General features: G+C 67.7%; 26 protein-coding genes and 1 riboswitch. Of the genes, 8 read left to right on the forward strand and 18 right to left on the reverse strand.

Going from position 1 to position 25,847, the window contains the following annotated elements:
- Window positions 1-75: 75 nt before the first annotated feature.
- From ACLQ3J_RS18900 to ACLQ3J_RS18940, 9 genes are all read right to left on the reverse strand, one after another.
- On the reverse strand, window positions 76-1,056 hold the full coding sequence (locus ACLQ3J_RS18900; protein WP_425904143.1) for an ROK family protein: 981 nt from the start codon (window positions 1,054-1,056) through the stop codon (window positions 76-78).
- A 17-nt stretch (window positions 1,057-1,073) separates the two neighbouring features.
- Entirely contained in the window at window positions 1,074-1,487 is a 414-nt protein-coding gene (locus tag ACLQ3J_RS18905) for a hypothetical protein (RefSeq protein ID WP_169620185.1), read from the reverse strand.
- Window positions 1,484-2,674, reverse strand: a complete 1,191-nt coding sequence (locus ACLQ3J_RS18910) for an ArsA family ATPase (RefSeq protein ID WP_425904145.1) — start codon at window positions 2,672-2,674, stop codon at window positions 1,484-1,486. Before ACLQ3J_RS18910 ends, ACLQ3J_RS18905 begins: the two co-directional genes overlap by 4 nt.
- A 29-nt stretch (window positions 2,675-2,703) precedes the next feature.
- The gene (locus tag ACLQ3J_RS18915) at window positions 2,704-3,141 is read right to left on the reverse strand and encodes an SRPBCC family protein (RefSeq protein WP_169620187.1); all 438 of its coding nucleotides are present in this window, start codon (window positions 3,139-3,141) and stop codon (window positions 2,704-2,706) included.
- Window positions 3,142-3,234: 93 nt separating this feature from the next.
- Complete coding sequence (locus tag ACLQ3J_RS18920; RefSeq protein WP_169620188.1) at window positions 3,235-3,624, reverse strand: polyketide cyclase / dehydrase and lipid transport; 390 nt, start codon at window positions 3,622-3,624, stop codon at window positions 3,235-3,237.
- Between the two features lie 10 nt (window positions 3,625-3,634).
- Complete coding sequence (locus ACLQ3J_RS18925; RefSeq protein WP_378527465.1) at window positions 3,635-4,831, reverse strand: glycosyltransferase family 4 protein; 1,197 nt, start codon at window positions 4,829-4,831, stop codon at window positions 3,635-3,637.
- 48 nt (window positions 4,832-4,879) lie between these two features.
- Window positions 4,880-6,217: a hypothetical protein gene (locus ACLQ3J_RS18930; protein ID WP_169653054.1), complete on the reverse strand. Its 1,338-nt coding sequence runs from the start codon at window positions 6,215-6,217 to the stop codon at window positions 4,880-4,882.
- Window positions 6,218-6,247: 30 nt separating this feature from the next.
- Window positions 6,248-7,294 (reverse strand): NlpC/P60 family protein, encoded by a 1,047-nt coding sequence (locus tag ACLQ3J_RS18935; protein WP_378527467.1) that lies wholly within the window; start codon window positions 7,292-7,294, stop codon window positions 6,248-6,250.
- Between the two features lie 143 nt (window positions 7,295-7,437).
- Window positions 7,438-8,013, reverse strand: a complete 576-nt coding sequence (locus tag ACLQ3J_RS18940; RefSeq protein ID WP_169620191.1) for a C40 family peptidase — start codon at window positions 8,011-8,013, stop codon at window positions 7,438-7,440.
- A gap of 14 nt (window positions 8,014-8,027) precedes the next feature.
- Window positions 8,028-8,190: riboswitch (cyclic di-AMP (ydaO/yuaA leader) on the reverse strand.
- Window positions 8,191-8,694: 504 nt separating this feature from the next.
- On the opposite strand from ACLQ3J_RS18940, the gene ACLQ3J_RS18945 reads away from it, so the two are divergent.
- Together ACLQ3J_RS18945 and ACLQ3J_RS18950 are read left to right on the forward strand one after the other, a co-directional pair.
- The gene (locus ACLQ3J_RS18945) at window positions 8,695-10,446 is read left to right on the forward strand and encodes a DEDD exonuclease domain-containing protein (RefSeq protein WP_296550455.1); all 1,752 of its coding nucleotides are present in this window, start codon (window positions 8,695-8,697) and stop codon (window positions 10,444-10,446) included.
- A gap of 33 nt (window positions 10,447-10,479) precedes the next feature.
- Window positions 10,480-10,755 carry an Lrp/AsnC family transcriptional regulator gene (locus tag ACLQ3J_RS18950; protein ID WP_072699135.1) on the forward strand — a complete coding sequence of 92 codons (276 nt, stop codon included), beginning with the start codon at window positions 10,480-10,482 and terminating at the stop codon, window positions 10,753-10,755.
- Between the two features lie 68 nt (window positions 10,756-10,823).
- On the opposite strand, the gene trpD is transcribed toward ACLQ3J_RS18950, so the two are convergent.
- Both trpD and ACLQ3J_RS18960 read right to left on the reverse strand, forming a co-directional pair.
- Window positions 10,824-11,900 carry an anthranilate phosphoribosyltransferase gene (gene trpD / locus ACLQ3J_RS18955; protein WP_422425331.1) on the reverse strand — a complete coding sequence of 359 codons (1,077 nt, stop codon included), beginning with the start codon at window positions 11,898-11,900 and terminating at the stop codon, window positions 10,824-10,826.
- Window positions 11,901-11,962: 62 nt separating this feature from the next.
- Window positions 11,963-12,418, reverse strand: a complete 456-nt coding sequence (locus ACLQ3J_RS18960; RefSeq protein ID WP_425904146.1) for a hypothetical protein — start codon at window positions 12,416-12,418, stop codon at window positions 11,963-11,965.
- 136 nt (window positions 12,419-12,554) lie between these two features.
- On the opposite strand from ACLQ3J_RS18960, the gene ACLQ3J_RS18965 reads away from it, so the two are divergent.
- From ACLQ3J_RS18965 to ACLQ3J_RS18980, 4 genes are all read left to right on the forward strand, one after another.
- Window positions 12,555-13,169, forward strand: coding sequence for an aa3-type cytochrome oxidase subunit III (locus ACLQ3J_RS18965; RefSeq protein WP_422425333.1), 615 nt, complete (start codon window positions 12,555-12,557; stop codon window positions 13,167-13,169).
- Window positions 13,170-13,231: 62 nt separating this feature from the next.
- Window positions 13,232-14,104, forward strand: coding sequence for a cytochrome bc1 complex diheme cytochrome c subunit (locus ACLQ3J_RS18970; protein WP_206036642.1), 873 nt, complete (start codon window positions 13,232-13,234; stop codon window positions 14,102-14,104).
- Window positions 14,101-15,231 (forward strand): cytochrome bc1 complex Rieske iron-sulfur subunit, encoded by a 1,131-nt coding sequence (locus ACLQ3J_RS18975; RefSeq protein ID WP_169620195.1) that lies wholly within the window; start codon window positions 14,101-14,103, stop codon window positions 15,229-15,231. Before ACLQ3J_RS18970 ends, ACLQ3J_RS18975 begins: the two co-directional genes overlap by 4 nt.
- Window positions 15,228-16,895, forward strand: a complete 1,668-nt coding sequence (locus tag ACLQ3J_RS18980; protein ID WP_169620196.1) for a cytochrome bc1 complex cytochrome b subunit — start codon at window positions 15,228-15,230, stop codon at window positions 16,893-16,895. The genes ACLQ3J_RS18975 and ACLQ3J_RS18980 overlap by 4 nt, the downstream gene beginning before the upstream one ends.
- A gap of 70 nt (window positions 16,896-16,965) precedes the next feature.
- Here ACLQ3J_RS18980 and ACLQ3J_RS18985 read toward each other — a convergent pair whose 3' ends face one another.
- From ACLQ3J_RS18985 to ACLQ3J_RS19000, 4 genes are all read right to left on the reverse strand, one after another.
- Complete coding sequence (locus ACLQ3J_RS18985) at window positions 16,966-17,358, reverse strand: hypothetical protein (protein WP_169620197.1); 393 nt, start codon at window positions 17,356-17,358, stop codon at window positions 16,966-16,968.
- A gap of 46 nt (window positions 17,359-17,404) precedes the next feature.
- A complete protein-coding gene (locus tag ACLQ3J_RS18990) occupies window positions 17,405-17,548 on the reverse strand; it encodes a hypothetical protein (protein WP_169620198.1) in 144 nt (47 codons plus the stop codon).
- 80 nt (window positions 17,549-17,628) lie between these two features.
- A complete protein-coding gene (locus ACLQ3J_RS18995) occupies window positions 17,629-18,246 on the reverse strand; it encodes a hypothetical protein (RefSeq protein WP_296550454.1) in 618 nt (205 codons plus the stop codon).
- A gap of 12 nt (window positions 18,247-18,258) precedes the next feature.
- Window positions 18,259-19,407, reverse strand: a complete 1,149-nt coding sequence (locus ACLQ3J_RS19000) for a zinc-dependent alcohol dehydrogenase (RefSeq protein ID WP_425904147.1) — start codon at window positions 19,405-19,407, stop codon at window positions 18,259-18,261.
- Between the two features lie 177 nt (window positions 19,408-19,584).
- Here ACLQ3J_RS19000 and ACLQ3J_RS19005 point away from each other — a divergent pair, with 177 nt between their 5' ends.
- Window positions 19,585-20,499: a manganese catalase family protein gene (locus ACLQ3J_RS19005; protein ID WP_425904149.1), complete on the forward strand. Its 915-nt coding sequence runs from the start codon at window positions 19,585-19,587 to the stop codon at window positions 20,497-20,499.
- A gap of 303 nt (window positions 20,500-20,802) precedes the next feature.
- Here the strand turns inward: ACLQ3J_RS19005 and ACLQ3J_RS19010 are convergent, their stop codons facing one another.
- The 3 genes from ACLQ3J_RS19010 to ACLQ3J_RS19020 all read right to left on the reverse strand — a co-directional run bounded on the left by ACLQ3J_RS19010 (window position 20,803) and on the right by ACLQ3J_RS19020 (window position 23,474).
- The gene (locus ACLQ3J_RS19010) at window positions 20,803-21,756 is read right to left on the reverse strand and encodes a DUF808 domain-containing protein (RefSeq protein ID WP_169620202.1); all 954 of its coding nucleotides are present in this window, start codon (window positions 21,754-21,756) and stop codon (window positions 20,803-20,805) included.
- 208 nt (window positions 21,757-21,964) lie between these two features.
- Window positions 21,965-22,381 (reverse strand): cytochrome c oxidase subunit 4, encoded by a 417-nt coding sequence (locus tag ACLQ3J_RS19015; protein ID WP_169620203.1) that lies wholly within the window; start codon window positions 22,379-22,381, stop codon window positions 21,965-21,967.
- 40 nt (window positions 22,382-22,421) lie between these two features.
- The gene (locus ACLQ3J_RS19020) at window positions 22,422-23,474 is read right to left on the reverse strand and encodes an aa3-type cytochrome oxidase subunit II (protein WP_169620204.1); all 1,053 of its coding nucleotides are present in this window, start codon (window positions 23,472-23,474) and stop codon (window positions 22,422-22,424) included.
- 308 nt (window positions 23,475-23,782) lie between these two features.
- Between ACLQ3J_RS19020 and asnB the strand changes: the two genes are divergently transcribed.
- Window positions 23,783-25,708: an asparagine synthase (glutamine-hydrolyzing) gene (gene asnB, locus ACLQ3J_RS19025; RefSeq protein WP_169620205.1), complete on the forward strand. Its 1,926-nt coding sequence runs from the start codon at window positions 23,783-23,785 to the stop codon at window positions 25,706-25,708.
- Window positions 25,709-25,847: the final 139 nt, after the last annotated feature.

The following is a 25,847-nucleotide window of genomic DNA, read 5'->3' on the forward strand; positions in this document are numbered from 1 at the left end:
ACGACGATGCGCCCACCACACGCACATCGGCAACGTGCCCGGCCCCACGCATACGCCGCCGAGGTGACGAGGATCTCACCCCTCGATCGCCGCGCGGGCGAGGTCCGCCGCCCCGACGAGCCCAGCCGCGTCGCCGAGTTGGGTCACGCGGACCCGCGCGAGAGGCCGATGCCCGGCACCGGTGGTCGCGGCGGCGTAGTGCTCTCGGGCGTCGTCGAGGAACAACGACGCCGAGCCGGACACCCCGCCTCCCACCACGATGATTTCGGGGTCGTAGATGTCGGCCACCATCGCCAGTCCCAGCCCGAGCCACCGGGCGAACTCCGCGATCGCGGCCACCGCGAGTGGGTCGCCGTCCTGCGCGGCGCCGGCGATCCGGCGCCCGGTGAGCGAACCGGGATCGGCGGCGACGTGTGCCGCGAGCTGAGACCTGCCGGGGTCCGCGGCAAGCATCTCGACCGCGGTATCGACGAGTGCTGTTCCGCTGCAGTATCTTTCCCAGCACCCGCGCTTGCCGCACGGGCACGGCCGCCCGTCCGGCACCACCTGGAGATGGCCGAGTTCCGGCGCGACGCCGTAGGCCCCGCGGTACAGCCGGCCGTCGATGAGCAGGGCGGCACCGATTCCGGTTCCGAGTGCGACGACCACCGCGACTCTGCTCCCGGCCGCCGCCCCGAACCGGTACTCGGCCCACGCCGCGGCGTTGGCGTCGTGCTCGAGCACTACGGGCAACCCGAATCTCTCGGTGAGCGTCGCCCCGACCGGGGCACCGACCCACGGGAGATGCGGCGCGAACCGCACGGTGGTGCAGTCGGCCGTGAGGAATCCCGCGACCGCAAGACCGACCGCAGCGACATCGTTACGTTCGGCGAGCTGCCGTACGACGCGGTGCAGGGCGTCCTCGAGTACGGGGGCCGACCCGGGAGTCTGCGCTCGCACCGAATCGACCACTTCGCCGCCACGGTTCACCACCGCAGCGCGGATGCTGGTGCCGCCCACATCGATTCCGATCGTGTGGCGGTCGGATGAATCGCGCTGCCGCGGGTCCAGGTTCATACCTACAGCCTGCGGGGTCAGGGGCGGATGGTGACGGAAATCGGCACGAATCCCCCGCCGTTGTCGCGAGGCTCCGGGGGCGTCGGATCCGTGGGCGCCGACGGGTCGGGCCGCGGTGGGAGATACCGCGCGAGCAGTTCGCGTACCAGCGCGATGAACGCCGCGAGCTGGGACGCGAGGCGTGTGAGCAACTCGTGGTTCTCGCCGTTGACCAGCGCCGCCACCGCACACACCGGGCACCAGGAGCATCCGGTGGTCGCCGGCCGCCCGGATTCGCCTGCGTCGGCGTGCGCTGCCGCCTTCTCCGGAACCGGGTCCGGGACGTCGCCGCGACCGGCAAGTTGTTCGGCCACGCCGTCCATGTAGTCGAGAACCGTGTCGGCCAGGACCCGCAAGTCGGCGAGGAGGGCGTCGTGGTCGTTCTTGCTCACTGCGGCCACACCGCCGGGTCGGGCACGAAGCGCACGAGCAGATCGGTGCCGTCGAACTCCGCGTCGGACACCGTGCATCTGCGCAGCACCGAGGCGAGGTGCACCCGGCGGCGGATGCCGTCGGCACCGACCACCAGGTGGTCGTCGACTCGTCCCAATGTCAGCGACGCCGGGTCCGCCAGCGGCAGATACATCCGCATCGCATACACCGCGTCCACCCCCGTCCCCGATTCGTGCTGTACGCGAACCCGTTCCACGCCGTCGCGAAGGGTGGCCGGATCGCAGAGATCCCGGATATCGGTCGCCAGGTCTCCGAGAGACGCCCACCCTACCGGTTCTTCGTCGCGTTGCTCACACCCGACCACCGGCACCTCGGTGACGATCGAGGTCATCTCGTCGAGCACCGCCAGTTGGTCGGCACGCCGGCGCGCGAGCCACCCGGCTGCCGGACCGTCGCCGTCGAATGCCGGCACGATCCCGTTGGCGACGACGGCCTCGAGTGTCAGGCCGATCAGAGCGGCCCACGAGCGGAGCCGGACCATCTCCGCACGACCCGCACGGTCGGGAGTGGAGACGAGCACGGCGGTGGTCCTGTCCGGGTTCTCGAACAGGTCGCGGGTGGCCCCGATCCCGGAGAGAATCCGGTCGAACAACGCCACGACGACCGTCAGGCGCGGGTCCGGTCCGATCGCCGCCTCGACGCGGCTGTGCTGCGGCCAGATGCGGTCCATGTAATCCGAGATCGTGCGCGGCGCCGCGAGCATGCGCACCGCGTCGGCCGATGCGGGGGCGTCGACGATCACGGTGTGCCAGCGTCCGCTGTCGGCCAATCGCGCCACTTCCGAGAGGGCGAGCAGTTCCTCCACCCCGGGAAGGCCGGTGAGTTCTTCGGGCGCGGGCAGAGCGAAGCGGTCGCCGTGCTCGTGGCCCGCGGCGATGGACGCCAGCGACGCCAGGCTCGCGAAGCGTTGCTCGAGCAACGCGAGCGAATCGACCTCGATCAGGTCGACTCCGTCGCCTGCCGAGCGCACACCTTCACCGGGGGCGACGTCGAGGACGCCGGACAGCGAATGCGCCTGGTCGATCGAGGCGATGAGCACCGGTGCGCCGGTGCGGGCGATGCCGAGCGCCGTCGCCGCGGCCAGCGTGGTCTTGCCTGCTCCGCCCTTGCCGAAGAACACACGCACGCGCGCGGGGGTGGCCTCGCTCGAGGTGCTCAGCCCTCCACCTGCTTCTTCAGTTCCTTGAGCGCGGTGTCGGTGATGACCTTCTCCGCCTTGCGCTTGAACAGTCCGATCATCGGGATGTTGACGTCCACGGTGAGCTGGTAGTCGACGACCGTTCCGCCGTCCGGGGTGTCGTTGAGAACGTACGAGCCGGACTGCGCCTTCTGGATCTCTCCGGATTCGAGTTCCCAGCTCACGGCGCGGCCGTCTTCGGCCCACTGGTATCGCAGGACGTACGTGTCCTTCACGATTCCGGCGTCGAGCACGAAGCGGACCCGGTCGGCGAGACCGTCCGGCCCGGTGCTCAGTACCTCGACGGTTTTGGCGGCTTCGACCCATGTCGGGTAGGCGGCGAAGTCGGCGATGACAGCCATGACCCGATCGGCCGGCGCATCGATGGTGATCGACCTCTTGGTCTTATCGGCCATGCGATGAATGCTCCCTTTCGTCCGTCCACCCGACACGGCGCGCTCGGCGCCGTCGCCGTTGTCTACCACACACCGTATCCGGCGGCTACGACCTCACAGGCGCGGGGATTCGCCCGCCGGACGACCCGCCTCGAGGCGTGCCTTCACCTCGAACGCCATCTTCTTTCCCGCGACGCGCCGCTCGCGGGTGATGCCGGCGATGTTCAGCGATGCGATGCGCGACGGCGCGACACCCGTCGGTTCACAGTGCAGGAAGTAGTGGACGACGGCTCCGTCGAGAACCGGTTCGATCCACACTTCCATCGTGCCGTTCAGCGGGCCTGCGACGGCCCACCGGATGCCCTTCTCGGCTCGGTCCTCCCGGACCGTGAGCGCGAGCTCGGGCCACCACTCGCGCCATCGCGCGGGCGACGCCAGGGCGGTCGCGATCCGTTCCGGGGGTGCGGCGATGAAGGTTTGGTCCGCCACCTGAATGCTGCTCACGGGGACAGCTTCACATATCCGCCGACGGTGTCCGTCCGTCGCCCCGCCGATCGGGATCCGTCGCCGAAGGCGCGGGGTCCACCTCGAGGAGCCGGCGCAGCTTTGCGCCCAGGACGTCCCATCGCCACTCTGTCGAGACCCATTCGCGTCCCGCCGCACCCATCGCCGCGGCCCGGTCCCGGTCGGCGAGGATCCCGCTGACGGCTGTCGCGATCGCGGTCACGGACGTGCCGTCGACGACGAACCCGGTCTCCCCGTCCCGCACGGTTTCGGGCGCGCCCCCGGACCGCCCCGCGACCACGGGGACACCCGTCGCGGACGCTTCGAGATACACGATGCCGAGTCCTTCGACATCGAGTCCCCCACCCCGGGTCCGGCACGGCATGGCGAACACGTCGGCGATGGTGTGATGCGCCGCGAGTTCGGCGGCGGGAACGCCACCGGTGAAGACGACGTGGTCGGTGACACCGGTGCGGTGCGCGAGGTCGCGGAGCCGGTCCTCGTAGGGGCCACCGCCGACGATGACGAGGACCGCGCCGTCGATCCGGCGCCGGATCTCGGGCAGCGCGCGGATCAGCATGTCCTGGCCTTTGCGCGGGACGAGCCGCGACAGGCACAGCACCGTCGGGCGGTCGCCGAGCCGGTACCGGGCCCGCAACTCGGCGCGTGCGACCGGGTCCGGGCAGAAGACGTCGGTGTCCACCCCCGACGGGAGATGCTCGAGCGCGGCATGCGGGCCGAAAGCCGACGCGAATCGGCTGCGCGTGTAGCGGCTCACATAGGTGATGGTGTCGGTGTGGTCGCCGATCCGGCGTAGCGCCTGACGTCCGCCCGGCACCATCGACCAGCCGACCTCGTGACCGTGGGTACTCGCGATCACGCGCTGCGCCCCGGCGCGTCGCATGGCGGGAGCCATCAGCGCCAGCGGTGCGGATGCTCCGAACCACACGCTGTCGCAGCCGTACTCGGACACGAGCCGCGCGGCGCGTCGAGCGACGTCCGGGGTGGGGAGCATCAGTGTCGTGGGATGCCGCACCACCTCGTACGGCTGCTGCGCGTCGAACGTCACGTGACTGTCCCCGCGCCAGCGAGGCGCATAGACAACGAGATCCTCGGCACGCAACTGGCCGGCGAACGCCTGCAGGTACGACTGGATACCGCCGGGTCGGGGCGGAAAGTCATTCGTGACCAGCAGAGTTCGCGACATGGCTACACCGTAGCGATGTCCGGACCGGGTCCGGATGGACGGGTCGGCTCAGCCCACGGTGAGTCGTTCGGAGACCCAGTCGCCCCACCGGCCGACGTAGTCGCCGGTCCCGAGTCCCACGACCTCCCGGAGCGCGTCGTCGACCTCGTCCGGCTCGGCCGGTCCCGTCGAGAGCGCCCGGTACAGCGACGTCAAACTGTCGACGCCGAACTCCTCGGCGGTGAATGCCGCGACCGACCACGCCTTCTCGTAGGCGCTGCGTGCGCCCTGACCGGCGGTGAACTCGGCATCGTCGGGTAGCGCACGGGGCAGGCCGTTGCGGAGGGAATCCTGGACGAGGGTCGGTGCGATCCGGCGAAGGTCGTTCGCGGTGACGCCGCCCGCGGGGTCCGTGCCCGTTCCGCGGTACCCGATGTAGTCGGCATATCCCTCGAGGACCCACAGCGGGGAGCCGTCGACCGTCTCGGTCCGGGTGGCGATGTGCACCATCTCGTGCCGCAGCAGTGCGCGCAGACCCTGACGGGTGAGGCGTTCCCCGGCATCCGGAGCGAAGACGATCCGCTGCCCGGTCGCGGTGTCCGTCCCCGGCCGGACGGCGTCCGAGACGGCGACGGCCGCGATTTCCTCGCCGTCGTGGCGGGTTCCCACCTGGTGTGTGAATTCCTCCCGCGATCCCGTCGCGACGACGAGGGCGCGCCGTGACCATTCCTCTCCCCATACTTCGGAGACGGCGTCGACGGCGGAGTCGAGTTCGGTCGCCGTCGCCTCGATGAGGTCGTGGCGGTCGGTGGGTCCTATCACCAGCGAGCGGCCTCCGGCGGTCGCGACCTCCGCGACGTGGAGGGGTCCGTGGTCCCAGGGGCCGCGCCACGTGACCGCGCCGGGGATCACGGGTGCATCGTCTGCGAGCAGCCATCCGCCGGACCGCTCGACGAACAACGCCGTGACGGGACGGCGGGTCGGTTCCTCGTCTACGCCGTCGACCGCGTAGCGGAGATAGACGATGTGCGCGCGCACCGGGTCCGCGCCGAACGCGGCGGTGAGCGTCGTGGGTACGTCGAGGTCCGGTTCGGGTCCCATCTCGTATCCGAAATCGGCGAGGGGCACCGCCCGGAGCGACTCCGCGCGCAGCGTTTCGGACTCGAGCAGCGCTGTGGCGGCCGGGTCGATCACCGACGCCAGCGCGTCGCGGTCGGCGCGGCGCACCGCATCCGCCCAGCGATCGACCAGCGACTGCAGTTCGGTGCGGGTCGTCTGATCGGTGTCGGCCGAGTCCGCGGGTGCGACGACGAGCAGCACACCGGCAGTGACGACGGCGAGGACGAGCCCGGCCAAGCCGAGACGTTCCCACCGCCGATGACGGTTTGTCGACGCAGGCGCAGGCACGGCGGCCAGTGTAAGGGGCCGCCCGCCCGGTCAGTAGCGGCGTGCGCTGTGGAAAGGGAAGCTTGCCATCGACTGCACCTTCACCGGCACACCGAACGTGGACGCGTGCACGATGTTGCCGTCGCCCGCGTAGAGGCCCACGTGGGAGGCGTCGTCGTAGAAGATCACCACGTCGCCGGGCTGAAGGTTGTCGCGCGAGACGGGAATGCCACCCTGTGCCTGGGCCTGGCTCGAGCGCGGCAGGGTCTTGCCCACCTGGTTGTACGCCCACACGACGAGACCCGAGCAGTCGAACTGGTTCGGTCCGGTCGCGCCCCACACGTACGGGTCGCCGATCCGGGTCATGGCAGCGCGGAGCGCTCCCCCACCGGTGCCGGGGACGAGGTGCTGCAGGATCGTGTCGGCGTCGAGACCGGGCGGGAAGGGAGTGCCCGCGAGCACTTCCTTTTCCTGGTCGCTCAGCGCGTCGAAGGCGTCGAGGACGCCGGCGATATCGGCTTCGAGTTCGGCCTTGCGGCGTTGCAGATCGTCCCGGAGTACCTGTGCCTCCTCGGCGGCGACGGCGGCGGCTTCCGCAGATCGCTGTGACGAGGCGGCCACTTCGGCGGCCGCGGCCGTGGCGACCTTGAATCGTTCGACGTCGCGGGCCGTCTGGGCGCCGAGGACGTCGAGCAGCACCATCTGGTCGAGCATCTGCTGCGGGGAATCACTGACCATGAGGGCGAAGAGCCGGTTGGTGCGGGCACCCCGGTAGTTCGCCTGCGTGAGTTTGTCCACGGTGGGCTTGAACCGGGCGACCTCGGCGCGCGCCAGATCCAGCGCGTCGCGGTCCTCGGCGGCGACCGCCTCGGTGGACTGCTGGTCGGCGATCTTCTTCTCGAGGTCCAGCCCGGCGTTGTGAAGGGCTTCGGTGGTCTGTTCGGACCGACGGGACAGGTCCGCCAGGTGTTCGAGCTTTGCTGTGGGGCTGTCGTCCACCGGCTGCGCCCCCGCGGGCGAGGTGGAGACGGCCAGTGCCATCAAGACCGCAACCGCCAGCAACGCACGAATTGCCTGCTTCGTCCTATCGGAAACCACGAAGGCGCATCCTTTCCAAAGGTCTCGATGAGGTTACGGAACGGCATACGTTTGTGTCTACCCGGTGGCGCAACCCGGACTACGACGTGAGGGTGGGCCCGGCCTGAGCCGGACCCACCCTCACGTAGCTGCATACCGACGGATCAGAAGCGGCGTGCTCCATCGACCGGCATCGAGTCGAGCGGCGCGATCTTCACCGGCTGGCTCGAGGTGGACGCGTGCACGATGTTGCCGCCACCGACGTAGATCCCGGTGTGGCTTCCGCCGTAGAACGACACGACATCGCCCGGCATCAGGTCGGAGATGTTCACGGCCTGACCGGCAGATGCCTGGTCGTAGCTGGTGCGGGGAACGTTCAGTCCGGCCTGCTGGTAGGCCCACTGCACGAGACCGGAGCAGTCGAACGAGTTCGGGCCGGCGGCGCCGTACACGTAGGGGGACCCGATCTTGCTCTGGGCGGCGTCGGCCGCACGCTGGCCGACCGAGGTGTACGGAGCGGTGAATGCCGCAGGCGCGGGGGCGGTTCCGGCCTGCTGGGGGATGAGGTTGGCGACCTCGGGCGGCAGGGTGACGCCGGCGGGGAGGTCGAAGGATCCCACACCGGGGATGGTGACGGTGTCCGCCATGGCGGGGCCGGCCGAGACGGTAACTGCGCCGAGCGCGATGGCTCCGGCGACGAGCGCGCGCCGAACGGTGCGCTTGTTGTTCTGCGAAACCACGAGGGGGGTGCTCCATTTCTTCCGTTCACCCGCCGACCGAGTTAGCTGACGGGTTCGGGCCGGAAGTCAGCCCTACCCTTCGCCGGCGAGCGGCTGAAGGGATTCACCCCAGGTACTAAGTGGGTCCCCGGCTCGGATGCTCCGCGACTGGAGCCTCCGATTAGGCGGTGACCGAGCGGCTCCGACACGGGAGTGGGCCGGAAAACTCTCCGCTTGGTCTCGAGAAGATTACGAAACGGCAACGGAGAAGTCGAGTGCCTCGCGTGAGCATTGTCCCTTTTGGTTTAATTTTCGTCACTTTTACGCCGGACGCTCCCCTTCGGTAACGAAGCAATAACGACCGGTCTGCTTTACCTCGCGCGCCGCGCGCGCCGCGGCGGGGTCCACCCCGGTTCCCACGACGTCCGTGCGGACGCTTTCCCAGGTCTCCGGCCCATTCTCCCGGCGGGTGCGCCCTCGCGGCCGCCCCGTGCCGGCGCGGCCGCGGGGGCGGGCCGATCGGTATGTTTCGAGGCAGTCCAACGGCCCTGTGTCCCAAACCGAAAGACCCCTGTGACGCTCGTCTCTTGCGCCCGTCCACACCCCTGCCGGCGTCGTTTTCCGAGGTGATGTCACGGCCCGGGCACGGGCCGTGACGGAGGGGCCGGAGGCCGTGTCGGTGCCGATTCCTAGGCTCGCCGCATGACGTCGCCGCCACGGTTCACCGAATCCGGGCGCGGAGTCCAGCTCGGCTTCGACGAATTGGACACCCCGCTCCGAGACACCACCTTCGTCGTCGTCGACTTGGAAACCACCGGGGGCCGGGCAGGCGACGACGCGATCACCGAGATCGGCGCGGTCAAGATCCGGGGCGGAGAGGTCCTCGGCGAGTTCGCGACGCTGGTGGACCCGGGGCGTGCGATCCCACCGCACATCGTGCAGCTCACCGGCATCACCACCGCGATGGTGTACGCCGCACCGAAGATCGACGAGGTGCTGCCGGCGTTTCTCGAGTTCGCCGCGGGTTCGGTACTCGTCGCCCACAACGCCGGATTCGATGTCGGTTTCCTCAAGGCCGCGACTGCCCACTGCGGCGCGGCGTGGCCGCGTTTCCCCGTGGTCTGCACAGTCAAACTGGCGCGTCGCGTCCTGGGCCGCGACGAGGCACCCTCGGTGAAACTCTCGGCGCTCGCCCAGCTCTTCCGCGTCTCGACGCAGCCGACACACCGCGCGCTCGACGACGCCCGCGCCACCGTGGACGTCCTGCACGCGCTCATCGAGCGCGTCGGCAATCTCGGCGTCCACAGTCTCACCGAGCTCCGGGACTACATCCCGGCCGTCACCAGCGAACAACGGGCCAAGCGCACGCTCGCCGCGCACCTGCCCCGGCGACCGGGTGTCTACATGTTCCGCGGACCGTCGGACGAAGTGCTCTACGTCGGCACCGCCGTCGATCTCCACCGCCGGGTCCGCTCCTACTTCACCGGGTCGGAGACGCGTCCACGACTGCGTGAAATGGTCGCGGTGACCACCCGCATCGACCACGTCGAGTGCGCCCACGGCCTCGAAGCGGGTGTGCGCGAACTCCGGTTGCTCGCAGCGCATGCGCCGCCCTACAACCGCCGCTCGAAGTACCCCACCCGCGGGTGGTGGATCGTGCTCACAGACGACCCGTTCCCGCGTTTCGCGGTCAGCCGCACCCCCGCGACCGATGCGATCGGGCCGTTCTCGGCGCGCACAGCGGCGTCCGAGGTCGCGGCCCACCTCGCCGAACTGTGCGGGATCCGCACCTGTACGCGCCGGATCGGCCGTACCGGCAAGCACGGGGACCGGTGCCTGCCCGAGGCCGTGGGTGCGTGTGCAGCCGCGACCTTCGGAGTTCAGGACGCGGCCGCTTACTCGACGCAGGTCGAACGGGCCCGCGCCGTGATCCGGGGTAGCGACGACGAGGTTCTCCGCGACCTGCACGGCCGGCTCGACCGGCTCGTTCTCGACGAACTGTTCGAGAATGCGGCACGTCTGCGCGACCGCGCGGCCGGCACGCTGCTGGCCCTGCGACGCACCCAGCGACTCGCCGCGCTCGCCGCGGTGGACGAACTCGTCGCGGCGCGTCCACGCGACGAGGGCGGGTGGGAGTTCGCGGTCGTGCGGGCGGGAAGACTCGCCTCCGCCGGGGTGGCGCCTCGGGGGGTGCCGCCGATGCCGGTGGTGGACGCGATCGTCGCGTCTGCGGAGACGGTGCGACCGATCCCGGGGCCGTTCCGGGGCGCCTCACCCGAAGAACTGGGTCTGGTGGCACGCTGGCTGGACTCCGGGGGCGTCCGTATCGTCCGCACCAGCCACGGGTGGTGCGAACCGGCTCTCGGCGCCGGTCGCTGGAACGAGTGGGCCGAGAAGGCACGTGACGCCCGCGCGGTATCGGCGGTGGCGCCCGACGAGCGGACGACCACCTAGTCTGATGGAACCCGAGGAAGGCAAGGAGCCCTCATGATCAACGCCATCGTCCTGATCGACGCCGAAGCGCACCGCATTCCGGAGACCGCGCAAGCGGTGGCCGACCTGGCCGGGGTAGACAAGGTGTACTCGTGCGCCGGGGACGTCGACCTGGTGGCCCTGGTGCGCGTCCGCGACCACGAGCAGATCGCCGAAGTGGTCACGCGCGGCATCAACAAGGTCGAAGGCGTGACGAAGACCGTCACGCACATCGCTTTCCAGTCCTACTCCAGCGCGGACGTGGACGCGGGTTTCTCGATCGGTAGCTGATCCGCCCGGCGGACGAGTGTGGGCCCGGACTCCGAAGAGTCCGGGCCCACACTCCGTTCGCGTACTCCTTATATTCCCGGCGCGGCACCGAGCCGGGTGGTCACCTCGGACCACGTGCGCAGGACTTCTTCGGCCCGGCCGGTGTCGATCGCGGCAGCAGCGGCCTCGAGTCCGGCCGCGAGCGCCTCCTCGAGACTGTCGCCGATGCCCCGGAACGCCGCGATCGCACCGGCCGCGTTCAGCAGGACCGCGTCGCGCACCGGCCCGGTCTCCCCCGCCAGGACCGCGCGGGCGATGGCGGCATTCTTCTCTGCGTCTCCGCCGCGTAGCGCCTCGAGCGGTACCCGGGTGATGCCGAGATCGGTCGGGTCGAGGGTGACGACCCGGACCTCGCCGTCCCGCACGATGTGGACGGTGGATGTGGTCGAGGTGGTGAGTTCGTCGAGGCCGTCGTCGCCGCGTACCACCAGCGCGGAGTTCCCGCGCTGGGCGAGCACACCGGCGACCGTGCCGACGAGGTTCTCGAAAGCGCATCCGATCAGACCCGCGCGCGGGCGCGCCGGGTTGGTCAGCGGCCCCAGCACGTTGAACGCTGTCGGGATGCCGATCTGCTTGCGCGGGGCCGCGGCGAACCGGAGCGCGGGGTGGTAGACCGGCGCGAAGCAGAAACCGATGCCTGCCTCGGCGACCGACTGGGCCACCGCCTCCGGCCCGAGGTCGATGTGGACGCCCAGTGCCTCGAGCACGTCGGCGCCACCGCTCTTCGACGATGCCGCCCGGTTGCCGTGCTTGACGACGCGGATGCCGGACGCCGCGACGACGATCGCCGCCATCGTCGAGATGTTCACGGTGTCGGCGCGGTCACCGCCGGTGCCGACGACGTCGACCACGTCGTTGTCGACGGGCACGAGCCGGGCGTAGCCGAGCATGGTGTCCGCGAGCGCGCGCAGCTCGTCAGGGGTTTCCCCCTTCATCTTCAGCGCGACACCGAAGGCGGCGATCTGCGCGGCGGTCGCGTTGTCGGAGAAGATCTCCTCCATCGCCCACTGTGCTTGTTCGCGCGAGAGATCGTGCCCGGCAGTCAGCACACCGAGGACCGACGACCAGGTGGTCCCCGTCCCGTCCACCACTCGAGTCGCGTTCATCGCACCTGACCTCGCCGCATGCCGCTCCCTACCGGGCACCGGTGTGCCCTCCGCCGCGAAGCTTAGTCAGGCGATGCCGGGGGCTGTAGCGCGTCCCACCCCAGCGCGGTGCCACCGAGTCGCTGCGCGAGCGAGACCATGCGGGACTTCTCCTGGGCGCAGTGCATCGCGTCCAGAACCTGGGTGCGCTGCAACACCAGTGCTGTCAGGCTTGCGTCCCCGGCGACCGGCGCCTCCATCGGGGCGCCGCTGACGGTATAGCCGTCCTGTGCGGCCAGTTCGACGGCTCGGTCGACAGCGTCGGGCGGAAGGGTGAGATGGTGGCGCAGTACCGCCTCGTCGGATTCCGTCCAATATGGCTCCGATTCGGCACCGCGCGTCAAGGCCGTCGAACACGCCTCGGCGTCGTCGAACGAGGACACCACCACGACGAGATCCGTACGCTCCCGGTCGAGGGGGGCCCGGCGCCGGGACACCATCGCGCGGAGCCGGTCCCACAAGCCACTTCCGGTACTCATAGCACCAGGTTCGCACGTCCCCCGAAGGCCCGCACGGTGACCCCACCAGGGAAATTATCGGGGCGCGACCAGCACTGACGCGCCTATTTCGGCCCCGATTGCCCAAGACGTACTACGACGGGTCATACTAGCCAGCGTGACGAGCGCAGTAGGGACTTCAGGATCTGCAATCACACAGCGCGTGCACTCGTTGAACCGGCCCAACCTGGTCAGCGTCGGCACCATCGTGTGGTTGTCCAGCGAGCTCATGTTTTTCGCAGGGCTCTTCGCCATGTATTTCGTGGCACGGGCGCAGGCGCCGGAGGGCATGTGGCCCCCGCCGCCCACCCACTTGAACCTGTGGCTGGCGGTTCCGATCACCACGGTGCTGATCGCCTCCTCCTTCACATGCCAGATGGGCGTGTTCGCTGCCGAGCGCGGCGACGTCTTCGGGCTGCGACGGTGGTACCTGATCACCCTCGCCATGGGCACGTTCTTCGTGCTCGGGCAGGGCTACGAATACATCACGCTGGTCGACCACGGCACGTCCATCTCGAGCAGCGTGTACGGCTCGGTGTTCTACATCACCACGGGCTTCCACGGCCTCCACGTGATCGGCGGCCTCGTCGCCTTCGTGTTCCTGCTGGTCCGTACCCGCGTCAGCAAGTTCACGCCCGCGCAGGCCACCGCAGCCATCGTCGTTTCGTATTACTGGCACTTTGTCGACATCGTGTGGATCGCACTGTTTGCCACGATCTATTTCATCCGTTAGCCAGCTGAACGCACAGGCAGCCCCCTGACGTCCAGTCCGTCCCAAAACAAAAAGGGATACAGATGAGTTCATCCCCACCTCTCGGTTCCGAGGGTGACATGCCCGGTCGATCCTCGACAGCTTCCGCTGCCAAGTCCCGCCGCCAGCGCAAATTCCGCCGGCGCGTCACGGGCGCCCTGGTCCTGGCGGTCGGCCTGCTCAGCGCCGGCTTCCTCGCCTCCGCGTTGACCCCTGCCCCGCAGGTGGCCACTGCGCAGGACGACCAGAGCGCACTGATCCGCGAGGGCAAGCAGCTCTACGAGACCTCCTGCGTGACATGCCACGGCATCAACCTGCAGGGTGTGCAGGACCGCGGTCCCACCCTGATCGGTGTCGGTGAGGCAGCCGTCTACTTCCAGGTGTCCTCCGGTCGCATGCCGGCCTCGCGCAACGAGGCCCAGGCGCTCCGCAAGGAACCGAAGTTCAACGCGGCCCAGACCGACGCCCTCGGTGCCTACATCCAGGCGAACGGCGGCGGCCCGACGGTCATCCGTGACGAAGACGGCGAGATCTCCCAGTCTTCGCTCCGTGGCAACGACATCGGCCGCGGTTCGGAACTGTTCCGCCAGAACTGCGCTTCGTGCCACAACTTCACCGGCCGCGGCGGCGCGCTGTCGTCCGGAAAGTTCGCGCCGAACCTCGATCCGGCCAATGAACAGCAGATCTACACGGCCATGCTCACCGGGCCGCAGAACATGCCGAAGTTCTCCGACCGTCAGCTGACGGTCGAGGAGAAGCAGGACATCATCGCGTACGTCAAGTCGGCCAGCGAGACGACGAACCCCGGCGGCTACGGATTGGGCGGGTTCGGCCCGGCCGCCGAAGGCCCGACGATGTGGGTCATCGGCATTGTCGCCGTCGTCGGCGCTGCACTGTGGATCGGAGCAAGGTCATGAGTGGCGGCGAAACGCCGACTAACAAGCACTCGGTCGAGAACCTCGAACAGATGAGCCGCGACGACCTCGTCGCGCTCGGGACGAATCTCGACGGTGTCGATGTCGCATTCCGCAAGGATCGGTGGCCTGTCGAGGGCACCCGCGCCGAGAAGCGCGCCGAGCGAAGCGTCGCGATCTGGTTCGCGCTCGCCGGCATCGCAGGTATCGCGTTCATCGCGATCTACCTGTTCTGGCCGTGGGAGTACCAGGGCCCGGGCGACCCGAACTACACGTTGTACAACCTGTACACCCCGATGCTCGGCCTCACCCTGGGTCTGTCGATCCTCGGTATCGGTGTCGGCGCGGTGCAGTTCACGAAGAAGTTCATCCCCGAAGAGGTGTCGATCCAGGATCGCCACGACGGCCCGTCGACGGAGGTCGATCGCAAGACGATCGTCGCCGAGCTCGCCGATTCGCTCGACACGTCGACGCTCCCGCGTCGCAAGCTGATCAAGCGCACCGCGATCTTCGGCGGCGGCGCACTGGGCGTCGGCCTGATCATGCCGCTCGGCGGCTTGATCAAGAACCCGTGGGCACAGGGCGACAAGTCTCCGCTGTGGGTCTCGGGCTGGACCCCGAACTACGAGGGCGAAACCATCTACCTGCGCCGCGACACCGGACGGCCCCAGGACATCGTCCTGGTTCGCCCGGAGGATCTCGACGCCGGCGGCATGGAGACGGTCTTCCCGTTCCGTGAATCCGACCGTGGCGACGACCACGCGCTGCTGCAGAGCCTTCGCGGCATCCGCAACGCCGTCATGCTCATCCGTCTGCGCACGGAGGATGCCGAACGCGCCATCAAGCGCAAGGGCCAGGAGAGCTTCAACTACGGCGACTACTTCGCCTTCTCGAAGATCTGCACCCACCTCGGCTGCCCCACCTCGCTGTACGAGCAGCAGAGCAACCGCATTCTCTGCCCGTGCCACCAGTCGCAGTTCGACGCACTCGAGTACTGCAAGCCGATTTTCGGTCCCGCTGCTCGTGCACTGCCGCAGCTGCCTATTACAGTGAACGAAGAGGGCTTCCTGGTCGCCAACGGTGACTTCACCGAGGCACTCGGCCCGGCATTTTGGGAGCGTCGCCCGTGAGTACTGCAACTCCATCCCGCGCCGCACAGGCCGCCGAGAACATCGATTCCCGGTATCACCTGTCGGCAGGCATCCGTCGGCAGATCAACAAGGTCTTCCCGACACACTGGTCGTTCCTGCTGGGCGAGATCGCGCTCTACGCGTTCATCATCCTGCTGATCTCCGGTGTCTACCTGACCCTGTTCTTCGACCCGTCGATGGCTCACGTCGTGTACGACGGCGTCTACCAGCCGCTGCGCGGCGTGGGGATGTCCCGTGCCTACGAGACCACCCTGAACCTGTCCTTCGAGGTTCGTGGCGGCCTGTTCGTCCGGCAGATCCACCACTGGGCTGCCCTGATGTTTGCCGCGTCCATCGTGGTGCACCTGCTGCGCATCTTCTTCACCGGTGCGTTCCGGCGTCCTCGTGAGGCCAACTGGGTGATCGGCTCGCTGCTGCTCATCCTGGCGATGTTCGAAGGCTTCTTCGGTTACTCGCTCCCCGACGACCTGCTCTCCGGTACCGGTCTCCGCGCCGCGTTCTCCGGCATCACGCTGAGCATCCCGGTCATCGGCACGTGGATGCACTGGGCCCTGTTCGGTGGCGACTTCCCGGGTGACCTGATCATCCCGCGCTTCTACGTCCTGCACGTCCTGCTGGTTCCGGGCATCATCCTGGCGCTCATCGCCGCGCACCTCGCGCTGGTGTGGTACCAGAAGCACACCCAGTTCCCCGGCCCCGGCCGCACCGAGCAGAACGTCGTCGGCGTGCGCATCCTCCCGGTCTTCGCGGTGAAGTCCGGTGCGTTCTTCGCGATGACCTTCGCGGTCCTCGCGCTGATGTCCGGCCTTCTCCAGATCAACCCGGTCTGGAACATCGGCCCGTACAACCCATCGCAGGTCTCCGCAGGTTCTCAGCCCGACATCTACATGATGTGGACGGACGGCCTGGCACGTATCTGGCCGGCATGGGAGCTGTACCTGTTCAACCGCTACACGATCCCGCAGCCCTTCTGGATCGCCCTGATCATGGGCCTGGTGTTCGTGATCCTGACGATCTACCCGTGGATCGAGAAGCGGTTCACCAAGGACGACGCACACCACAACCTGCTGCAGCGTCCGCGCGACGTGCCGGTTCGTACCGCCATCGGCGCGATGGCCCTGGCCTTCTACGCGGTCGCGACCATCATGTGCGTCAACGACATCATCGCGTACAAGTTCGACATCTCGATCAACGCAACGACGTGGATGGGCCGTATCGGCCTGGTCGTGCTGCCGCCGCTCGCGTACTACATCGCCTACCGGTTCTGCCTGGGCCTCCAGCGCAGCGACCGCCAGGTCCTCGAGCACGGCATCGAGACGGGCATCGTCCGTCGCCTGCCGCACGGTGAGTACGTCGAGATCCACCAGCCGCTCGGCCCGGTGGACGAGCACGGCCACCCGGTTCCGCTCGAGTACCAGGGCGCCGCGATCCCGAAGACGATGAACCGTCTCGGTACCGCCGGTAAGCCCGGGGCCGGCAGCTGGTGGCGTCCGGACCCCGCTGAGGAGACGGCTGCACTCGAAGCGGCTCATCACGAGGCCGAGGCCGAACTGCGCACCACGCTCCGTGAGTACCAGGAGCGCGTGCACGGCGAGTCGAACGGTTCCGAGACGACGACGAACCTGCCCGACACGAAGCACTGACCGGCACGTTTCATCACGAGTGGGGCCCCGAACCTTCCAAGGTTCGGGGCCCCACTCGTGTGCAGGGACGCTAACGCTTCCCTCCCCCACCGGCGGCGTGCATCCCCCAGCCCGCCAGCAGTGCGGCTTCCATCGCGGCGTCGAGCAGGTAGGTCTTGGGGATCCTGCCTGCCGGCACGTAGATCAGGTCCACGGCCAGGAGGGTCGCGGCTGTGGCCACGCCGACCCGTCGAGCATGGCGGTGCCCTTCGGGACTGTCCTCGGCCCGCAATTGCGCGATCCCGTTGCCCACTAGGAGCCCGGCGACGGTGTATTGCAGCCACCGATCCACCTTCGCCCCGAAAACGGCTTCGAAACTCTGCCTGTGTACAAGGGGCCACAGCCCTCCGGCGACATTCAGCGAGCCGTGAAGCCGGGCGAGGCGGTGGCCGAGTGTGTCGCTACCCGGTGCGATCGTTGTCATCGTGGTGCCTTCCCCCCGCGGAGCCGCTCCCCGGCGGCCCTGTACGTCACTCGGGATCGGTCTCCTCGGGATCGTCTTCCCCTTCGGCCTGGTCCGGCTGCAGGGGTGCGCCGGACCGGAGATTCTCTGGATCGGCGTCCGGATCCTGGCTGGGGTCGTAACGGTCTGCGGGTCCTTCGGTGCTGTTCATGGATATCGGGTTTCCGATGCCCGGCCCGCCAAACCCAGGCCCGCCGAACCCGGGCGCCGGTCCGACCCGTTCGCTGTGTGTCAGCGCCGCCGGGCGAGTCCCTTGGAGACCGTCCGCTTCGACACCGTCCGTATCGCGACGCCGAGTCCCGCACCGAGAGCCAGGAGCCACGGCGCGCCGACGAGGATCGGATCGAGCCACTGGTGGGACTTGTCGACTCGCGTGCTCTTCGCACGCTCCGCCGGTCCGTTATGGGTGAACTCCGCCCGGACTCCCGTTTCCGTCACCGGGTTGTCCGGTCGCCCGGAAACGAAGGAACGCAGATGCGACTCGACCGCGTCGACACGATCGGCACCGAGCAGCAGGAGCCAGTGCGCGGCACGGCCTTCACTGAAACGGCGGTAGGCGTACTTGCGGATCATTCCGGACAGGCCCTTGGGCGGGCACGCCGTGCCGAAGACCGGGGTGACGAAGGCATGCTCGACGGATCGTTCCCGTGGCCACCTCTCCTCCTGTCGCTCGGGGAAGGTCCATCGCGCACCCGATGCCTCGGGGTCGAAGCGCTCTTTCGGTACCGACGGACGGTCCGCGGGATCGATGTCCACACCCCATCCGGGAATACGTGCGCGCAACGCATCGGTGTCCGGCGGCTGTGGCGCGCTCGGGACGTAGGCGGTCGGAAGTTCGTGTTCTGCCATCACGCAGCCCTCTCATCCGGCATCCGGCACGATGACCGGCTTGATGCACTCGTCGAGTTTCGCGGAGAAGATGTGGAATCCCTCGGCGATGTGTTCCATCGGAATCCTGTGCGTGACAAGCTCGTTGGGCTTGATGTAACCGTTGCGAATATGTTCGAACAAACGCGGCCACTGGCGTTTGACCGGGCACTGATTCATCCGCAGCGTCAAACCCTTGTTCATCGCGTCGCCGAATTTGACGGCACTGAACATCGGCCCGTACGCCCCCATGACCGAGACCGTTCCGCCCTTGCGGACCGAGTCGATCGCCCAGTTCAATGCGATAGGTGATCCACCCTGCAACTTGAACTTCGCCGACGTCACGTGCTGGAGGAAGTTGCCGTCGGCTTCCGCGCCTACCGCATCGATGACCACATCGGCCCCGAGATAGTCGGTGGCCTTCTTCATCTGCACGACGATGTCGTCGTATTCCGCGAAGTTGTAGGTCTCGGCGTGAGCGAAGGTGCGTGCTTTCTCGAGTCGATACTCGAGGTGGTCGATCACGATGACTCGGCCGGCGCCCATGAACCACGAACTCTTCGCGGCGTACAGCCCTACCGGGCCGGCCCCGAAGACCACGACGGTGTCGCCCTCGGTGATGTCACCCAACTGGGCACCGAAATAGCCTGTCGCCAGCGCGTCGGTGCACATCAGCGCGTCTTCGTCGTCCATCCATTCCGGGATCGGTTCGGGCCCGACGTCGGCGAACGGCACTCGCACGAATTCCGCCTGGCCTCCGTCGTATCCGCCGCAGGTGTGCGAGTAGCCGTAGATGCCGCCCACTGCCGTGGCATTCGGATTGACGTTGTGGCAGTTGGAATACAGCCCGCGTGCACAGAAGTAGCAGGATCCGCAGTACACGTTGAACGGCACCATCACCCGGTCTCCGGGCGTCAGATTGCGGACCGACGGCCCGACCTCGTGCACCACGCCGATGAACTCGTGACCGAAGGTCATCCCGACACGCGTGTCGGGCATCATGCCGTGGTACAGGTGCAGGTCCGAACCGCAGATAGCCGCTCTCTGCACGCGCACGATCGCATCGTTCGGGTGCTCGATACGCGGGATGTCCTTCTCTTCCACCCGGACCTTGTAGGGCCCTCGGTACACCATCGCTTTCAAGTCGCCTCCCGGGTCTCCTCGTGGTTCGTGGCACGCGGGTACCCCCTCGGATACGTCCGATGCACGACCGGGCCGATCAGTTCCGGGGAGATCTCACGATCTCGGAGGTTTGGTCGCGTTTCGCGGTGGTACCTCCCCACCGCAGGACTCAGAAGTCCCGACACGAAAGGGAGAGAATTGTTCCGTCTCACAGATCACCTCCAGTTCGACGTCAAACCCGAGAAGCCCGATCCCGTCTACGCCCGCAAACTCCAAGAACTCATCGGCGGCGCATACGGCGAAATGACCGTCACCATGCAGTACCTGTTCCAGGGATGGAACTGCCGGATGCCCGGCAAGTACAAGGACATGATCATGGACGTCGCCACCGAAGAAATCGGCCACGTCGAAATGATCGCCACCATGGTCGCCCGGCTCCTGGAAGGCGCACCGGCCACCGAATCGACCAAGAACGCCGCCGCCGACCCCGTCGTCGCGGCCGTGCTCGGCGGGATGGACCCGCAACAGGCCATCGTCTCCGGCGGCGGACCGACGCTGTCGGACAGCAACGGTGTGCCCTGGAACGGACGGTTCATCGTCGCGAGCGGCAACCTGCTCGCCGACTTCCGGGCCAACGTCGCTGCCGAAGCGCAGGGCCGGGTACAAACCGCACGTTTGTATCACATGACCGACGATCCGGGTGTCAAGGACATGCTCGAGTTCAACCTGGCGCGCGATACGTACCACCAGAATCTGTGGCTCGCGGCGATCGAGGAACTGCAGGCCGACGGGATCGAGCCGTCCCCGATCGCACCGAACGCGTTGTTCGACGAGGAGCATTCCGAACATGCCACGAGCTTGTGGCATCTGTCGGACGGTGTCGCGTCGGATCAGGGCCGGTGGGCGCACGGTACCGGTCCCGACGGGTCGACGCCGATGTCGTTCCTGGCGGGTCCGGTTCCGCTCGGTGATGTGGCCAGTGCGCCGCCGCCGGATCCGAAGCTGTATGCGACCTATGACGGGTCGCAGGGTGAGCCGCGTTCGGCTGCGCTGGGCACGGAGAAGGGGCTGATGGGCAAGATGAAGGACGCCCTCGATCCCGAAACGCCCTGATCTGTTGACCTGCGCGCGGGCCCGCGTCCTCCGGGACGCGGGCCCGCGCCGTTGTCGGAACGCTCCCCACATGTGAAGGCAGGCATGTGAAGACCCCGCCGACGCAGGCGCCGACGGGGTCCTCCCGGAAGGTTCGCAACACGTGGCCGACTGCGAACCGGGCACGGTGACCACTTTCGTGGCCAACCCCGGATAACCGGACGGCACGGACTCAAACAGTCACAACGCGGAGCGTCGAACTTTCACTGCACCGAAGTCTCAGTGCCCGAAGTTTCAGTGCCCGAAGTTTCAGTGCCCGAAGTTTCAGTGCACCGAGGACGTCTTCTTCCGCTTCGGAATCAGGTGCATCACCAGGACCACCAGTGCCCCGAGAACGAGCCCGACGAGGGCCGAGACCACGGTCCCGGAAGTCCAGGACAGGACACCGCCGAACCCGCCGTGGACGAGTTCACCGAACCAGTGCTCGAGATCGTGAAGCCGGTCGGCGGGCCAATGGAATCCGGCCTCGCCGACATTGATGATCAGGATGTGCCCGCCGACCCACAGCATCGCGGCGATCCCCACGACGGTGAGCACGGCCATCACCTTCGGCATCGCGGCGACGAGTCCCCGGCCGACCCGGCGAGCGAACGACGACTGCCGCTGGGCGAGCGACAGTCCCACGTCGTCCATCTTCACGATCAGCGCGACCACGCCGTACACCAGCGCGGTGATGAGGAGCGCCACGACGATCAGAACCATCAGCCTGGTGAGGAACGGTTCGGACTCGACCGACGACAGCGAAATCACCATGATCTCGGCGGACAGGATCAGATCGGTCCGGATGGCTCCGTTGACCATGGTCTTTTCGAGTTCCGGTCCGGACTTGGGTGCGTCCGCGGCCTCGTCCTCGTGATGGCCCCCGGTGAGGGCCTCGTAGACCTTCTCCGCTCCCTCGTAGCACAGGAACAGGCCGCCGGCGATGAGCAGGTACGGCAGCGCTTGCGGCAGGAACTGGCTGAGGATCATCGCCACCGGGAGGATGATCAGGAGCTTGTTGCGGATGGAACCGATCGCGATCTTGCGAATGATCGGCAGTTCGCGATCCGGGCTGAATCCGTGCACGTAGCGGGGAGTGACCGCGGTGTCGTCGACGACCACTCCCGCGGCCTTGACGCTCGCGCGACCGGCCGCTGCGCCGACGTCGTCGATGGACGCCGCTGCTGCTTTCGCGAGCGCCGCGACGTCGTCCAGCAGGGCGACGAGACCACCAGCCACGGGAAACCTCCACAGTTCGGTCGATCGAGCGACGCGCGGTCGCGGGTCGACCTTCAAACGGTAGCCGATCGCCCGCCCGGCCCGACAGCCCGTCGGTACGTAGCCGGACGAGTGACAACCGCTCCACCTCGAGAAGAACCGGAACGGCGCCGACGACAGCGGGCGCCACACCCGAAGGTGTGGCGCCCGCTGTGGACTATGAACTCGCTCAGTGCTTCTCGGGACCGATGTGGTACTCGAACACCAGGCCGGCCGATGCCGCGAGGATCAGCACCACGGCACCCGCGATCATCCAGGGCTGGAAGAACGCCAGCGAGATGGCGGCGAAGGATGCCGACGCGGCCAGCAGGATGGGCCAGAAACTGCCCGCGCTGAAGAATCCGAGGTCGCCGGCGCCATCGCTGATCTCGGCATCCTCGTAATCCTCGGGGCGGGTGTCGAGACGCCGAGCCACGAACCGGAAGTACGTTCCGATGATGAGGGTCAGTCCGGCGGAGAGCACGATGCCGGTGAGACCCGCCCACTCGATGCCCGTACGGGACAATCCTGTGAAGGTTCCGTACACGATCGCGACGAGCACGAAGAACACCGTCGTCACTTCGAAGAGCTTGGCTTCGATTTTCATATCAGCACTTGTCCTTGTCGATGAAAGGCGAAGAGACGGGTCACTCGCTGGCGCCGGATGCGGAACGGTCGGTGCGATCGGTCTTGAACGGGACCGTCGACGTGGCGACGGGGCTCTGGCCGATGGCCTCGAGTGCGGCGGCGTTGGACAGACCCTGTCCGCCGTCCTCGACAGGCTTACGAAGGTCGATGAAGCGTGCGAAGTCCTCGGGGCTCACCGCGCGGACCTCGAAGTTCATCATTGCGTGGTAGGTACCGCACATCTCCGCGCAGCGACCGACGAAGGCGCCCTCACGCTCGATCTCCGAGATCTGGAAGACCGGGTCGGAGTTGTTCTGGATCGGGTTCGGGTTCACGTCACGCTTGAACAGGAACTCGGGGACCCAGAACGAGTGGATGACGTCCGACGACGCGAGGTAGAACTCGATCCGCTTGCCGGTCGGGAGGACCAGGACGGGAACCTCGTTGCTGGTGCCGATCGTCTCGATCTTGTCGTAGTGCAGGTAGGACAGGTCTTCGACCGGGGCACCGTGGATCGGGCCGAGTTCGGCGTGCGCATCCTCCGCATTGGGGATGTCGATCTGCACTGCTTCCTCGGCGGCCTCGTCGATGCCGTTGTACGGCTGACTTCCGTCCTGGAGGTCGATCGAGCGGTAACCGAACTTCCAGTTCCACTGGAAACCGGTGACGTCGACGACGACGTTGGGGTTGTCTTCCTTCTCCAGGACGTAGTTCTGCACCACGACCGTGAAGTAGAAGAGGACACACACAGCAACGAACGGCGCCGCCGTGTACGCGAGCTCGAGCGGCACGTTGTATGCCGTCTGCCGCGGGAACTCCGGGGAGTCCTTCCGTCGCCGGTAGGCGATGATCACCCAGAAGGTGAGGGCCCACACGAGAATTCCCATGACGAGGGCGGCGACAACCGACCACGTCCACAGGTCACGCATACGCTCGGCTTGGGGGGTCACGCCCTCCGGCCAGCCGAAACGAAGGACTTCTTCGCTCGAACACCCGGTCAGCACCAAGGCTGCAATGCCGAGTGATGCTGCGAGCCCGAACCGCCGAAGGATCCGACCTTGCGCCACGTTCACGCCTTCCTGATCGCTGCAATTTCAGTAGGGCACACCAAGAGGGCCAGCCCAATTACTACGCAGCGTAGACCAAACCCGGCCGCTATCCATCCTCGGGGCACGAAGAAAGTGTCGCGCCTGGGGATTCGCCCGGAACGTACCGACGTGACGACGGTTTTTGCGCGGTGCCGCCCGCTCGCCCTCCCGGCTGTCTGCGGCATACTCCAAGGGAACAACGACGAACGTCGGCGAACAGTTCCCACGGCCCTGAGCGGTGGTCGCCGGCTGGTTCGCTTCTGACACCCCGAACGGAATGAGGTACCGAACGCGTGTGCGGCTTGCTCGGGTTTCTGACCACCGACGGCACCAGCGACGAGGCCGTCGCCCAGGTGGCGTCCGCAATGCACTGCCTCCGGCATCGCGGCCCGGACGAACACGGCACCTGGAATGATGCCGATCTCGTCTTCGGGTTCAACCGACTGTCGATCATCGACATCGCCCATTCGCATCAGCCTCTGCGCTGGGGGCCTCCGGAGCAGCCCGACCGGTATGCCCTGACCTTCAACGGCGAGATCTACAACTATCTCGAACTGCGCAAGGAACTCGCCGACGAGTTCGGGGCGACGTTCGAGACCGAAGGCGACAGCGAGACCATCGTCGCGGCGTACCACCACTGGGGCGCCGAGGCCGTGCGCCGCCTGCGCGGAATGTTCGCGTTCGCGATCTGGGACACCGTGAACCGTGAGCTGTTCCTGGCACGCGACCCGTTCGGCATCAAGCCGCTGTTCCTCGCGACCGGCACCGCCGGCACCGCGTTCGGCAGCGAGAAGAAGAGCCTTCTCGAACTGGCCGACCTGATCGGCATCGGTACCGAACTCGATCCGCGGGCCGTGGAGCACTACACGGTCCTGCAGTACGTGCCCGAGCCCGAATCGCTCCACAAGGAGATCCGCCGGCTCGAGTCGGGTTGCTACGCGCGACTGACCCCGGGAGCGGAGCCCGAGATCACGCGGTACTTCGAACCGACGTTCCCGGTGCGGCCCTTCGCGGCAGGCCGCGAGCAGGATCGCTACCGCGAGATCGCCGACGCGCTCGAGGATTCTGTCGCCAAGCACATGCGCGCGGACGTGACGGTGGGTTCGTTCCTGTCCGGTGGCATCGACTCCACCGCCATTGCGGCTCTGGCGATGCGCCACAATCCGAACCTCATCACGTTCACGGCCGGCTTCGAGCGGGAGGGATATTCGGAGGTCGACGTGGCCGCCGAGTCCGCCGCCGCGATCGGTGCGCGCCACGTGGTGCGGGTCGTCTCCCCCGCCGAGTTCGCCGCGGCCATTCCCGAGATCGTCTGGTACCTCGACGACCCTGTCGCCGACCCGGCGCTGGTGCCGCTCTGGTTCATCGCCAAGGAGGCCCGCAAGCACGTCAAGGTGGTGCTCTCGGGCGAGGGCGCCGACGAACTGTTCGGCGGTTACACAATCTACCGGGAGCCGCTGTCGCTGCGACCGTTCGAGTTCCTGCCTCCGGCGCTGCGCCGCGCCGCGGGCAGACTGTCCGACCGTATTCCCGAGGGAACCCGGGGCAAGAGCCTGCTGCATCGCGGGTCGATGCCGCTCGAGGAGCGCTACTACGGCAACGCGCGGAGCTTCAGCGACGCGCAACTGCGGTCGGTGCTGCGCGAGTTCCGGCCCGAGTGGACGCACCAGGACGTCACCGCGCCCATCTACGCGCGGTCGGTGGGCTGGGATCCCGTCGCCCGCATGCAGCACCTGGACCTGTTCACGTGGCTGCGCGGCGACATCCTCGTCAAGGCCGACAAGATGACCATGGCGAATTCGCTCGAGCTGCGCGTCCCGTTCCTCGATCCCGAGGTGTACCGCGTGGCGTCGCAGGTCCCGCTGGACCAGAAGATCACCAAGGACACCACCAAGTACGCGCTGCGTAAATCGCTCGAGGGCATCGTCCCGTCCCATGTCCTGCACCGCGCGAAGCTCGGGTTCCCGGTGCCGCTGCGGCATTGGCTCGCCGGCACCGAGTTGTTCGACTGGGCGCACCAGGTGATCGCCGAGTCCGGCACCGACCACCTGATCGACAAGGCCGCGGTGACGAAGATGCTCGACGATCATCGCGTCGGCACGGTCGACCACAGCCGCCGGCTGTGGACCGTGCTGGTGTTCATGATCTGGCACGGCATCTTCGTCGAGGAGCGCATCGTTCCGCAGATCCAGGAACCGGCGTACCCCGTCGAGGTCTAGGCACCACACGCACGACAACAGACGGTCGTGGGGGGGGGGGGGGGGGGGGGGGGGGGGGGGGCGGGGGGGGGGGGGGGGGGGGGGGGGGGGGGGGGGGGGGGGGGGGGGGGGGGGGGGGGGGGGGGGGGGGGGGGGGGGG

It is taken from the genome of Rhodococcus sp. DT1 (assembly GCF_049844875.1).
Classification (GTDB): Bacteria; Actinomycetota; Actinomycetes; order Mycobacteriales; family Mycobacteriaceae; genus Rhodococcus.